Origin of the sequence: Flavobacterium aquidurense, from assembly GCF_031458035.1 — a bacterium.
GTDB classification, from domain to species: Bacteria; Bacteroidota; Bacteroidia; order Flavobacteriales; family Flavobacteriaceae; genus Flavobacterium; species Flavobacterium aquidurense_C.
Window position 1 is genome coordinate 13,811 of record NZ_JAVDXR010000002.1, and the last position, 12,325, is coordinate 26,135.

The window sequence follows — 12,325 nt, forward strand, 5'->3', positions numbered from 1 at the left end:
GATTATCAGTTGTTTGTGTATAAAGCTGTGTTTTTTAAATTTCGATATATCGTTAATTTAATATGAAGTTTATTAAATGAGCAGAAAGAATCGCTATAAAAAAAGCTGTCTATAGGGACAGCTTTTAATAACAAATTAAAATATAGTGATGAAAATTAAATCCTTTTGGATAAATAGGCAGCAACTTCTGCGAGTCTGTTAGAAAACCCCCATTCATTATCATACCAAGTGGCTACAGAAAGTAAATTGCCTTCCTTTACTGTAAGAGGCAAATCAATAATTGAAGAATGCGGATCAGCCACAATTCTGGAAGAACTCCATTGGTCTTCCAAAACATCCATGACACCTTTTAAAGGTCCTGATGATGCAGCTTCCCTAAAGGCATTATTTACTTCTTCTACTGTGCAGTTTTTTGTGGTGACCAAATTTAATTCTGCGATGCTTCCGGTTCTCGTTGGAACTCTGTAGGCTTTTCCGGTAATTTTAAGATCACTCCAAATAAACTGTAGAGCTCTTGCAGCACCCGATGAGGATGGAATGATATTTTCGGCAGCAGCCCATGAATCGCGTCTATCTTTCATTGGCTGATCTGTCAATGATTGGGTATTGGTATATGAGTGAACAGTTGAAAAAAGTCCGTATTCAATCCCAAAATTTTCTTTGATTACTTTGACAACGGAAGCAAGTGCATTTGTGGTACAACTTCCCATACTAATGATTTTATGGTTTGCAGCATCAAATTCCTCCAAATTAATTCCTTTTAAGAGCACGGCATCGCAATCTGCCAGGGACTTGCTTGGCGCGCTTACTAAAACATATTTAGCACCATTATCAATATGTTTTTGGGCATTTTCTCGAGTAGTGGCACGTCCTGTGCAATCTACAACTAAATCAACTCCTAAAGCTTTCCAATCTGGAATTTCCAGCTTAGAATTCTTATATGGAATTTCTCTGTCTCCGATTCTAAAATTTCCATCCGCTGTTTTTACCTCTTCGTGCCATCTGCCGTAATTGGTATCTACACTAAAAAGTGCTCCTAACAATTCAATATCCTGAATATCGGCTATCACTTCAGGAATGAAAAGATTATTTTTTAAGGCTACACGAAGAAACTGTCTTCCGATCCGGCCAAATCCGTATAATGCTATTTTCGCCATGCTAATGTAGTTTTAATTGTTCTGTTTACAGGGAAATCACCTGAAATGATAGTTTTAGAAACTATGATTCCAAGTGATTTATAAGTATAAAAAATTAATTGATTTTAACTAAATGGTCTTCAATTCTTGCTCTGTCTGATTCATATTGAGCTGGAAGTTTTAAGTTTTTACCTAATTCCTCTAAACTTTCGTCCACAGTAAATCCAGGATTATCTGTAGCGATTTCAAATAGTACACCTCCTGGCTCTCTGAAATAAAGAGAGTGGAAATATTGTCGATCGATTTGTGGCGTAATTGACAAGCCGTAAGCCTCTACTTTTTCACGGAAGTGCATTAAGATTTCATCGTTTTGAACTCTGAAAGCAACATGGTGAACAGATCCGTTTGCCACGTGTCCGCGTTTTTCTTCAGCTAATTCCACCAAGTCAACGATGGCAGCATTTTCTACTGTATCAGTTGCATAACGGTAACGGTTTACATCCTGATCAATTAATTTATAACCAAATATCTCAGTTAAGACAGCAGCAGTAGCTTTGATGTTGTTTAAAGTTAAAGTAATGTTATGAAAACCTTTTGTGGCTACATCAGCTTTTACTTCATCAGTTTCCCATGCTTTTCTGTTGTCGTCTGTTTTAGATTCTATTAATTCTAATTTTAAACCATCGGGATCTAAAAAGGTAAGATATTTTTCTCCGAATTTTTCAGCTGGTTTATTATAAATAACATTGTATTTTTCAAAACGCTGCTGCCAGAAATCCAAGCTTCCTTTTGGTACAGAATATCCAATTTCTGTTGCCATTCCTGAACCTTTTCTTCCTTGTTGTATTCCTTCTCCCCAAGGGAAAAAAGTTAATATTGTTCCGGCGCTTCCAACTTCATCTCCAAAGTAAAAATGATATGTTCCGGGATCGTCAAAATTAACTGTTTTCTTGATGAATCTCAATCCTAAAATGTTGGAATAAAAGTTGAAATTACGTTTAGCGTCACCTGCAATTGCAGTAATATGGTGTATGCCTAAAATTTTATTTTCCATGGTATTTATATTTTATTTGTATTAATTGTTTTGATTTTCTATTACAAATTTACCTCTGTTATAGATGGTTATCGATTAACCTAGATTAATAAATGCAGGATTGCGAAATATTTGTTTGGATATATGTAAACAAATAATATTCCGTTTGCTATTACCCAGTATTAATCAGTGTTTTTACTTTTATTAGCCGTTTTAATTATACGATATATCGTAATTTCACGAGAGGGTAATATTTTATTTCGAAAACGAATTGTAATTATTTGTGTGCCTCTTTCTCAAATATACCTTCTGACCAATCTACCATAGCAGTTAAGTGTTTGGGAAAACCAACAAATCCACTAGTAATAGTGATTACATATCGGCCAGAAGAAAGGGAAAGAGAGTGAAAAAAATGGGCACTATGCAGGCTGATTAAGATTCAGTATTACAGAAGACCAAAAGAAAAATTACTCGTTGCCAAGCAGGATTGTAATTGTGCTCAAGCCTGTTTGAATAACAGCTTCATTTTGCTTTTTTATAATTTGATAAATATAGATTTCCGCAATTTTGCCTCGATGTTTTTGGTTTTGTGGCCTTTTCCTGTTGTGTCTTCAACCAGCAGGACAGAACCAGTATTAAAGGTTCTTTTATCTCCCAAAGAAGTTTCGATTGTTACGCCGCCTTCCAGAAGAATAATATATTGACAATCCGGGGCATTATGGAAATCATAATCATAAGAAGGTTCGACTTCTCTAAAAACAATTGATTTTACAGGTTGGTCATCCGACAAGAAACCGATAGCGCCATAATTTTTTAACGGAACCTGAAAATCTTCAAAATGACTTTCACCATTTTCATCACTGTATATTCGTGTTATCTGAATCATTATTTTAGGGAAAAAATAAGTTGGTTTGCTAAATCTACTTCATCCTGACTTATAGTATGTCCCATGTTATCATAGATTTTTGTTGTAACTGCTGCGCCCATTTTTTCAAGAAGCTTTGTAGTTTCTTTTACCCTTTCTACCGGAACGTGAAAATCAGGATCGCTTGTACCGATGAAAATTGGTGTATTCTCGAAGTTTCCCTTATAATGACTTTCATGAACTTTGTCACCTATAAGACCGCCTGTAAAAGCTACAACACCGCCGTATTTGGCTGCATTTCTGGCAGTAAACTCTAAGGCAAGACATGCTCCCTGTGAGAACCCAAGGAAATAAATATTCTCTTTTTTAATTCCGTTTTCCTCTATGGCTATTACAACCTGAGCAATAGTTTCTAATGATTTGGTAAGTGATGGCTCATTTTCGTCAATTGGTACTAAAAATGAGTAAGGATACCAGGTTCTATTTTCTGCCTGAGGGGCAATCAATGCAAAATCTTTCACTTCAAGATGTCTGGAGATCGAAAGAATATCGTTAGAACTGGCACCACGCCCGTGTATCATGATGAGTGCTTTTTTGGCCTCATTTAGAGGCAGTCCGGCTGTTATATTTTGTAAATTCATATTGTTTTTAGATTATTTTTTCCATATGTCATTATACTCCTCCGGATGTCTTTTGAATTGTGCATGGACATAGGGACAAAGCGGTAAAACCTTCAAATGGTTTGCGCGAACATAAGAAACCATTTCGTCTAAAAGTTTCTTTGCATAACCTTTTCCTTCGGCCTCAGGCTCAACTCCTGTATGGTATACAGTTAATAGATCATCGGTAATACTTAAGGACATTTCGCCAAGTTTTTTACCATCTATATAAAGAGTAAAGGCTCCATGTCTTTTCTCGTCTAATTCTAATTTAATTGTTTCCATGGGTTAATTATAAGTCTGTTTTACTTCGATGTTTGCTTTCATTTTAAATTTAATAATAATAATCTAAAGTGAAGATTTTTTTTAACCTTACTGATTAAGCCTTTGTAATGTTGCTGTGACTCTATTAAAAAAGGTAAGTTCTGACGAAATCCATTTATTTAAGGATTAAAACTGCCTGTAAAAAAGACTCATACAGGCAGTTTTACTAATTTATTGCTTCAAAAATTTAATTAATTCCTGATTGAATTTATCTTTTTCTTCAACAAAAGAGGCGTGACCGCTTTTTTCAAACGGAACTAATTGTGAACCTGGAATTGCTTTATTCATTTGTTCTGCCAATGCATAAGCTACAATTTGGTCATTTTTTGCATGAAGGATAAGTGTGGGGATTTTAATTTTTGGAAGATCACCTCTTAAATCCTCATCTCTCAAAGCTATTAAGGCCTGTTCCATTGCATAAGGTGATGACTGCATTTCGATACCGTATAACCAGGCTCCAATTCCAGGAGAAAGAGAAGTTGGCGTTAAAGTAAATTTTTCGCCCACTGCAGCCAATAAAGCAGGTCTGTCTGAATTGTTAAATGCAACCCAGTTAGTAATGTCTTCTTTAGTGAAAAACGGGTAAGGGTAATCAGGTTTTTTAGTGTGGCAAGGCGCAGCTGCAGAGAATAAACCTAATTTGCTAACATGTGCACTATTATATTTTGCCACATAATGTAAAGCTATTGCACCACCCATAGAAAATCCGCCTAAGGTAGCATCTTGAATATCTAATTGATCCAGTACTACTTTAATGTCGGCTGCAAACTGGTCGTAATTGTATTTTCCGTAAGGTTTATCAGATTGTCCAAAACCTCTTAAAGTAATTCCTATAACGCGGTAATTTTCTTTTAAAAGAGCATGATATTGGTATTCCCACATAGCATCACTCAATGGATAGCCGTGAATTAAAACAACAGGTTGTCCTGTTCCAAGATCAGTAACGTGAAGTCTGACATTTGGCTCTACTTCAATATATTCAGCTCTGTTTGTAATTTGTTTTTCCCCAGTTTGGGTTGTTGTGTCAGCAGTTTTGGCGTCATTTTTACAGCCAGTAAATAGTGATATTAGTATAATGATTACCGATGTGTGTATTATTTTCATGATTTTGTTTTTTTAGGATTAAGAGAAAAGGTTTTTCTTGAGATCTGCAGCGGCATGTCTAAACAGAGATTTTACTTGAGGAAGATGTGCTAAGGGATTTAATAACCCAAAATCGTGGATCATACCATTGTAACGAATTGTTGTAACGTCAACTCCGGCTGCATCTAATTTTTGGCCAAATGCTTCGCCTTCTTCACGTAACACATCTGCTTCTGCAACTTGAATTAAAGTGGGAGGGAATTTTTTAAGCAAATCTATAGGTGCATTTATTGGTGAAGCATACATTTCTTCTCTCTGTTCCAGATCAGTAGTATAATGATCGTACATCCATTTCATTAAGTTGGTTGTTAAAAAACGATCTATCCCATATTTTTTATAAGTATCAGTTTCAAAATTGGCTGCAACAATAGGCCAGAACATCACCAAAGAAGTAATTTTTGGTCCATTATTTTTAATTGCTTTTAATGCTGTAACTGCAGTCATATTCCCTCCAACGCTGTTTCCAACAACTGCTAATTTTGTCCCGTCAACATTGATTTCGGCTCCATTTTCAGCCACCCATTTTGTAGCAGCAAAAATTTCTTCTACTGCCTGCGGATAATGTGCCTCGGGAGATGGCGTATAATTTACAAAAACACCTGCGGCTCCAGTTGAAACGACCAGATCCCTAACCATACGCTTGTGTGTGGGATAGTCGCCTAAAACCCAGCCACCACCATGTATGAAAATAAAAACAGGGAGTCTTTTTTTCGAACCTTCAGGTCTTACAATGTTTAATTTAACGTGATAGCCATCCTGGGTGACTATTTTTTCAAATTCTTCGATACCCGAGTAATCTACATCTACTGATTTTTGCACAGCAACCAAAACCGATCTGGCATCTTCCGGAGACATAGTTTCTAAACCAGCCCCGCCAGAGTTAACGGCCGTGAGAAATTCTTTGGTTAAGACTGAAATTGCCGGATCTTTTGAGTAAGGCAATATTTCGTCGTCAATTGTTGTTTTCATGTTCTAGATTTTTAAGTTATAAAATGAATGACAAGCAATAGACAAAGAATATACCTGTGTATTTAAATTATTGATTATTAATTAGTTATGAATTTTTATTATCGTAACTAAGTTACGTTATTTCGTAAATTTGTTAGTGAGTTATTATACTGAGGATATATTTTGTAGGCCTTACTTTTAGATATTGATTAAGTTACTGTGAAATCATTTTTTATACTTCTATTTTATGTCTGTTTCTATGTTATACTTAGCTTTATTTAATTCAAATACTGTTTAATTATCTAAATAAATAGTACAGTAGGGAAAAGGGCAGTTATACTTTTTAAGCAATGAAAAAAACACTTATAACAGAATTAATATCCATTAGAAGTGTTTTATAATTAAAATCTTATATAGGCAGTTGTTGCTAAAAATAAAATGTCCTTACCGGCACTAACATCTTTCAGATAGTTTTTTGCTGCAAACCAGGTTCCTTCTACTCTAAAGGCTAACCATTTTTTTACGTCATAATCTACAAAAGTCTCCAATTGGGTTCCTATAAATTTCTCCGGGCTTCCACGGCCTGAATAAATTAGTTTTGAATTGGCTTCATAAATTCCATCCTTAGTTTCAAATCTCCAGAACAAGTCATAATCTACCGTAAAAGTAATTTCTTTGTTAAGCTCTAAAATAACTGAAGGATGAATGTCAATTAGATTTGAAGGCCCTATCAAAGATGCTAGTCCAAAATAGGCTCCCTTAGGAAATAATGGATTAAATGTTTGTAATTGATTGTCATCATAATGTTTATCACCAGAAATTAAATCAGTTTTCAAATTAATTATAGGTCTGAATTTTACGGACTCAAACTGATAACCTGTGTTTAAAGAGAGTGTCCAGGCGTCAATTTGTTTGCTTTCGATTTCTCCAAATTGATAAACCGCTTCGAAATCATAATTCCAATTAAACTTTTTTCCCCACAGCCTTGTCCCTAAAGAATGACGTACTTCATCGCCAACAGCATCATCAAATTTTGCCTTGTCCTTTTTTAGACCCAAATAATAGAAATCGATGTTTTGGACAACAGGTACTTGGTTCACAACATTATAGACTCCAAAGAATTTAGTATTTGGAGTTGTTTTATCATCGAAAAAACCTTGTTGATTTTTTACGTAATGACTGTAAAACAGATCTGATTTAAAATTTCCATTCTTAATAATTATTTTTGCGGCATCAAAAGCTTGCCTGTTATTTGGTCCTTCTCTTGTAGAAACAAGTCTTTGAGATCCAAAAAGCATTTCTTGTCTTCCAAATCGAAAAGTCATGTTATTTTTCCCCAAAGTGAAATTATAATCAGCAAAAAGCTGGTGAATATCAAGATCGTTTCGCTCAACAGGACTTGGGTCTATTCTACTAATCGCAGTACTGCTTTGTAACTGAAAAAAAAGCCTAAAATGATTTTTGTACTTCAAATCTGTATGAAGCAGTGCCCGCGTTAGTAAAAAACCATCATTATCTGGTGCTATATCGCCCCATTTTTCATTGTTAAAATATTGATATTGTGATCTTATTTCACCACCAATAGAAAGGTACAGTGTTTGGTGGTGATCAAGTGGAATGTATTTTATTTTATCAAAAAACGTGGCAGTAGTGTCAATGCTCTTTGATGAATAATCCTCATCATATCGCAAAGCTTTAAAATCTAACCGTTGCTGCGCAAAAATTGATAAAGATGTGAATACTAGCAGCAATAGTATCAATTTATTTTTTTTCATAGATAACTATTTTTTGCCAATAATCTGTCTATTGAATACTTACCTGGCCCTGAATAGGCTATAAACAGGAAAGCGACTGAATACATAAATGGAATGTCTTTTTCAAGTAGAGAATCATTCCAGTGTACAACAAAATAACCCGAAAGTGTTACCGCAAGAATAGGAATGATGGCAAGTCTGGTGTACCATCCGATGATTACAAATAATGGAAAAATTAAATTTGAAGCTATTGCAAATACTTGATTGAATGCATCCGGCAGATCAAAAGGATTGGGAACAACCTCAGCTGTTCCCGTACCAATACCAACTTTTTTTAACCCATGAACGATTATCAATTGCGATGCAATAATGACTCTAAACGCGAGCAGAGCTGCATCATATGGCAAAATGATGTTGTTAAAACGATTTATTGTTTTTAAAATTTTCATTTTCTATTGAATTAATTTTTTTGATATCCACCATAATAATTCGCCGGTGACCAGTCCGGAATAGCTCTTGGAAATGGGTTAATGAGTGATTTGAAAATATCATCTGCATATACTATTTCTCCATTAACAACAGTTAAATTAGAAGTGATATCAAGTATTTTTTCGTCAGGGACATTAAAGTAATCCGCTGATAAAATGGCAAAATCCGCCAGATACCCTTCTTTAAGCATACCTCTGTCTTTGTCCAAACGTACTAACTTGGCGCTCCCCTGGGTATAAAGTTTTAGTGCTGTTTCCCGGTCAAGAATATTTCTATCTGACTGATATTTAGTACCTCCTATTGTTTTTCCGGTAGTTAACCAGTATAGGCCAATCCATGGATTGTAGGAACTTACACGTGTGGCATCTGAACCCATTCCGATTGGAATTCCCATTTCCAGCATGTCTTTGACAGGGGGAGTGTTTTCAGCGGCTTTCAGACCATATCTCTTGATAAAGGCTTCTCCCTGAAAAGCCATTCTGTGCTGTATAGCGATCCCACCGCCTAAGTTTTTAATTCTTTGTAAGTTCTCAACAGAAACTGTTTCAGCATGGTCAAAGAACCAAAGCAGTCCATTTAAAGGCGTCTCTTTATTTACATCCTCAATTACGTTTAAGAAACGATTAATGGTTTCATTATAAGTAGCATGAAGTCGGAAAGGCCATTTGTTTTTTACTAATGTTGAAATCACAGCGCGCATTTGTGCTTCCATTGCCGGAGGTAATTCAGGTCTGGGTTGGTCAAAGTTTTCAAAATCTGCACCTGTTGCAACCAAACTTTCCCCGCCACCCTGAACATAATATTCTAATTTGCTATGATCATCGTCATGGTTTCCAACTTCTACTTCACTAATCCATTTGGTAAAGTCTTTAAGTTCGTTACCGGGCTTTTGTGGAAATAGATAAAAAGGCAGTCTGACAGTAAGCTTCTTTTGTTCTGCTAATTGGGATGCGATCCCATAGTCATCTGGATAATTTTGGAAGCCACCTCCGGCATCCATCACAGCAGTTATACCAAATCGATTGTTTTCAGTTAAGAAATTTATAGTGGAGTTAATTTTTTCAGCATTGGTCAATTCCGGTAATTTTGCAATATTGGAATATAAAATATAAGCACTTGGCTCGGCAACCAGCAATCCGGTAGGATTTCCTTTTTCGTCTTTTTGAATCAGACCTCCGGGCGGGTTAGGTGTAGTAGCGTCTATTTTTAATTTGGTTAAACCTGCTTTGTTAAGATAGGCGTGGCCATATAGATGTAAAATAAAAGTAGGAACATTTCCGGTTGCGTCATTAATTTCGGCCAGAGTAGGGAGTCTTTTTTCTGCAAATTGATAAGCATTCCAGCCTCCAACGACACGTACCCATTGCCCTTCGGGAGTTCTTTGCGCCTGTTCTTTCAACATTTGCAAAGCTTTAGTTAAAGAACGAACTCCATCCCAACGCAATTCAGTATTATAAAATCTACCACCCCTTATAACATGAGAGTGACTGTCAAATAAGCCCGGAATGATAGTTTTATTCTTGGCGTCCACGATTTTTGTGGTTTTGCTTTTGAGTTGTAATATTACTTTGTTGTTTCCAATTTTTATTATTTTTCCATCGGCTATTGCAAAAGCTTCAGCGTTTGGGTTTTTATCATCCAGTGTGTGGATTTTTGCATTGAAAACAATTAATGTGGGTGCGGTTTTTTTTTGAGAAAAAACAACATTTGTCATCAGCATTATTAAAAAAATAATTTTTTTTAGTGACTTTTTCATATTGATAATACTATTAGTTTTTGGAGGAATATGAGGGTACCATTTTTCATTGCTAATTGAAATTTTGAATCATGGCGATTTCATTTTAAAGAATTAATGAGAGTTAAAAAAGCGAGATTAAAAATCTCGCTTTTTTAAGGTATTAGTGTTTCAGCATTCCTCTTGCATATTGGATACCTACACCGTACGCTCCACCATATTTTACTGCTAAATCTGTAACTGCTTTATATGTTTCGCCGCGAGCCCAGTCTCTTTGTAATTCCAATAAATATTGAACAGATGTCATTGGTTTTGCACCCGCCTGAATCATTCTGTTAACAGCCATTTCATGCGCTTCTTTTGATACGTCTCCAGAGGCATCTGTAATGATGTAAACTTCATATCCTTCGCTTATGGCAGACAATGCAGGGCCTACAATACATACGCTGGTCCAAAGTCCTGCCAATACTATTTTCTTTTTGCCTTTACCGGTAATCGCTTTGTGCGCGTTTACATCTTCCCAGGTATTCATGGTTGTTCTGTCAATGTATGATGAGGTATTTGGGATTGCTTCCAAAATTTCTGTAAAAACAGGTCCGCTAAATGATTTTTCAGCAACGGTTGTCACTACAGTTGGAACATTGAAAATTTTTGCAGCGCCGGTAATTAATCCTGCGTTATTGCGCAATTCAATCGGGTCGATACTTTTTGTGGCAAATGCCATTTGTCCTTCGTAATCGATTAATACTAAAGTATGATTAGTTGGATTCAATAGCTCGGGACTTGGTTTTTGTGCAAATCCTGTTAAAGCTGAAAAGCTGATGGCTAATGTTAAAATTATTTTTTTCATGTTTTTAATGTTAAGTTATAAATGTTATAAAAGGTGAGAATTAAAAATAGTATTGAATTACTGTATGATAATTAGTGTTTCAGCATTCCTCTTGCATATTGGATACCTACACCGTATGCTCCACCATATTTTACGGCTAAATCTGTAACAGCTTTATAAGTTTCGCCGCGAGCCCAGTCTCTTTGTAATTCCAATAAATATTGAACAGATGTCATTGGTTTTGCACCCGCCTGAATCATTCTGTTAACTGCCATTTCATGAGCTTCTTTAGATACATCTCCAGAGGCATCTGTAATGATGTAAACTTCATATCCTTCGCTTATAGCAGACAATGCAGGACCTACAATACATACGCTGGTCCAAAGTCCTGCCAATACTATTTTCTTTTTGCCTGTGGCAGTAATTGCTTTGTGTGCGTTTACATCTTCCCAGGTATTCATTGTTGTTCTGTCAATATATGAAGAGGTATTTGGGATTGCTTCCAAAATTTCTGTAAAAACAGGTCCGCTAAATGATTTTTCAGCAACGGTTGTTACGATAGTTGGAACATTGAAAATTTTTGCAGCGCCGGTAATTAATCCTGCGTTATTGCGTAATTCAATTGGGTTGATACTTTTTGTGGCGAATGCCATTTGTCCTTCGTAATCGATTAAAACTAAAGTATGGTTAGTTGGGTTCAATAACTCGGGACTTGGTTTTTGTGCAAAACCTGTTAAAGCTGAAAAGCTGATGGCTAATGTTAAGATTACTTTTTTCATGTTTTTAATGTTAAGTTATAAATGTTATAAAAGGTGAGGGTTTAAAATATTATGGAGTTAAATTATTGTTTAATGAATTGAATTTCAGACAACAATTTAATGTCTTCGCCTACAAGTACTCCTCCTGTTTCAAGGGTAGAATTCCATGTTAAACCAAAATCTTTGCGATTGATTTTTCCATTAAGAGAAAGCCCGATTTTAGTATTTCCCCAAGGGTCGGTCATTAATCCGCTATATTCAGTATCAAGCGAAACACTTGCTGTCACATCTTTAATGGTTAAATCACCAACGATTTGAAATTTATTTTCACTGATTTTTTTTAAAGATGTACTCACGAAAGATAATTTTGGAAATTTTTCGGCATCAAAAAAATCAGCGCCTGTTAAGTGATCGTCTCTGTCATCATTGTTGGTGTTTACTGAATTTACATCAGCAGAGAAGCTAATTTTTGAAGTCTCAAAATGCTCCGCTTCGTTTTCAATAGTAGCTTCAAATAAGTTGAATTTACCTGATAAATTTGTGAACATCATGTGCTTTACTTTAAAGCCAACTTCGGAGTGTGTAGGGTCAATTACCCAATTTGTTTTCTCCATTTAAATTTAATTTTAGTGTTAGAAATGATTATTATTTA

General features: G+C 35.5%; 13 protein-coding genes. All 13 read right to left on the minus strand.

Features of this window, described 5'->3' with window-relative positions:
- Positions 1 to 155 precede the first annotated feature (155 nt).
- Positions 156 to 1,157, minus strand: coding sequence for a type I glyceraldehyde-3-phosphate dehydrogenase (locus J2X17_RS03405; protein WP_310294710.1), 1,002 nt, complete (start codon positions 1,155 to 1,157; stop codon positions 156 to 158).
- Between the two features lie 94 nt (positions 1,158 to 1,251).
- Positions 1,252 to 2,190, minus strand: a complete 939-nt coding sequence (locus J2X17_RS03410; protein ID WP_310294712.1) for a ring-cleaving dioxygenase — start codon at positions 2,188 to 2,190, stop codon at positions 1,252 to 1,254.
- Between the two features lie 514 nt (positions 2,191 to 2,704).
- Positions 2,705 to 3,055, minus strand: coding sequence for a cupin domain-containing protein (locus tag J2X17_RS03415; protein ID WP_310294714.1), 351 nt, complete (start codon positions 3,053 to 3,055; stop codon positions 2,705 to 2,707).
- Positions 3,055 to 3,675 carry an alpha/beta hydrolase gene (locus J2X17_RS03420; RefSeq protein WP_310294715.1) on the minus strand — a complete coding sequence of 207 codons (621 nt, stop codon included), beginning with the start codon at positions 3,673 to 3,675 and terminating at the stop codon, positions 3,055 to 3,057. Before J2X17_RS03420 ends, J2X17_RS03415 begins: the two co-directional genes overlap by 1 nt.
- Positions 3,676 to 3,687: 12 nt before the next feature.
- A complete protein-coding gene (locus J2X17_RS03425) occupies positions 3,688 to 3,978 on the minus strand; it encodes a GNAT family N-acetyltransferase (RefSeq protein WP_310294717.1) in 291 nt (96 codons plus the stop codon).
- 210 nt (positions 3,979 to 4,188) lie between these two features.
- Entirely contained in the window at positions 4,189 to 5,121 is a 933-nt protein-coding gene (locus J2X17_RS03430; RefSeq protein ID WP_310294719.1) for an alpha/beta fold hydrolase, read from the minus strand.
- Positions 5,122 to 5,139: 18 nt separating this feature from the next.
- Positions 5,140 to 6,129, minus strand: coding sequence for an alpha/beta hydrolase (locus tag J2X17_RS03435; protein ID WP_310294721.1), 990 nt, complete (start codon positions 6,127 to 6,129; stop codon positions 5,140 to 5,142).
- A gap of 380 nt (positions 6,130 to 6,509) precedes the next feature.
- The gene (locus J2X17_RS03440; protein WP_310294723.1) at positions 6,510 to 7,883 is read right to left on the minus strand and encodes an alginate export family protein; all 1,374 of its coding nucleotides are present in this window, start codon (positions 7,881 to 7,883) and stop codon (positions 6,510 to 6,512) included.
- Positions 7,880 to 8,311 carry a DoxX family protein gene (locus J2X17_RS03445; protein WP_310294727.1) on the minus strand — a complete coding sequence of 144 codons (432 nt, stop codon included), beginning with the start codon at positions 8,309 to 8,311 and terminating at the stop codon, positions 7,880 to 7,882. The genes J2X17_RS03440 and J2X17_RS03445 overlap by 4 nt, the downstream gene beginning before the upstream one ends.
- A gap of 11 nt (positions 8,312 to 8,322) precedes the next feature.
- Positions 8,323 to 10,107, minus strand: coding sequence for an amidohydrolase (locus tag J2X17_RS03450; RefSeq protein ID WP_310294729.1), 1,785 nt, complete (start codon positions 10,105 to 10,107; stop codon positions 8,323 to 8,325).
- Positions 10,108 to 10,249: 142 nt separating this feature from the next.
- The gene (locus J2X17_RS03455; RefSeq protein ID WP_310294731.1) at positions 10,250 to 10,936 is read right to left on the minus strand and encodes a hydrolase; all 687 of its coding nucleotides are present in this window, start codon (positions 10,934 to 10,936) and stop codon (positions 10,250 to 10,252) included.
- 71 nt (positions 10,937 to 11,007) lie between these two features.
- The gene (locus J2X17_RS03460) at positions 11,008 to 11,694 is read right to left on the minus strand and encodes a hydrolase (protein ID WP_310294733.1); all 687 of its coding nucleotides are present in this window, start codon (positions 11,692 to 11,694) and stop codon (positions 11,008 to 11,010) included.
- A 62-nt stretch (positions 11,695 to 11,756) separates the two neighbouring features.
- Positions 11,757 to 12,287 (minus strand): YceI family protein, encoded by a 531-nt coding sequence (locus tag J2X17_RS03465; protein WP_310294735.1) that lies wholly within the window; start codon positions 12,285 to 12,287, stop codon positions 11,757 to 11,759.
- Positions 12,288 to 12,325: the final 38 nt, after the last annotated feature.

Excerpts from the sequence above, each read along its gene's own strand:
- J2X17_RS03450 (WP_310294729.1), bottom strand. The coding sequence starts at position 10,107 with ATGAAAAAGTCACTAAAAAAAATTATTTTTTTAATAATGCTGATGACA.
- J2X17_RS03410 (WP_310294712.1), bottom strand. The coding sequence starts at position 2,190 with ATGGAAAATAAAATTTTAGGCATACACCATATTACTGCAATTGCAGGT.
- J2X17_RS03465 (WP_310294735.1), bottom strand. The coding sequence starts at position 12,287 with ATGGAGAAAACAAATTGGGTAATTGACCCTACACACTCCGAAGTTGGC.
- J2X17_RS03440 (WP_310294723.1), bottom strand. The coding sequence starts at position 7,883 with ATGAAAAAAAATAAATTGATACTATTGCTGCTAGTATTCACATCTTTA.
- J2X17_RS03455 (WP_310294731.1), bottom strand. The coding sequence starts at position 10,936 with ATGAAAAAAATAATTTTAACATTAGCCATCAGCTTTTCAGCTTTAACA.
- J2X17_RS03425 (WP_310294717.1), bottom strand. The coding sequence starts at position 3,978 with ATGGAAACAATTAAATTAGAATTAGACGAGAAAAGACATGGAGCCTTT.
- J2X17_RS03415 (WP_310294714.1), bottom strand. The coding sequence starts at position 3,055 with ATGATTCAGATAACACGAATATACAGTGATGAAAATGGTGAAAGTCAT.
- J2X17_RS03435 (WP_310294721.1), bottom strand. The coding sequence starts at position 6,129 with ATGAAAACAACAATTGACGACGAAATATTGCCTTACTCAAAAGATCCG.
- J2X17_RS03430 (WP_310294719.1), bottom strand. The coding sequence starts at position 5,121 with ATGAAAATAATACACACATCGGTAATCATTATACTAATATCACTATTT.
- J2X17_RS03420 (WP_310294715.1), bottom strand. The coding sequence starts at position 3,675 with ATGAATTTACAAAATATAACAGCCGGACTGCCTCTAAATGAGGCCAAA.
- J2X17_RS03405 (WP_310294710.1), bottom strand. The coding sequence starts at position 1,157 with ATGGCGAAAATAGCATTATACGGATTTGGCCGGATCGGAAGACAGTTT.
- J2X17_RS03445 (WP_310294727.1), bottom strand. The coding sequence starts at position 8,311 with ATGAAAATTTTAAAAACAATAAATCGTTTTAACAACATCATTTTGCCA.
- J2X17_RS03460 (WP_310294733.1), bottom strand. The coding sequence starts at position 11,694 with ATGAAAAAAGTAATCTTAACATTAGCCATCAGCTTTTCAGCTTTAACA.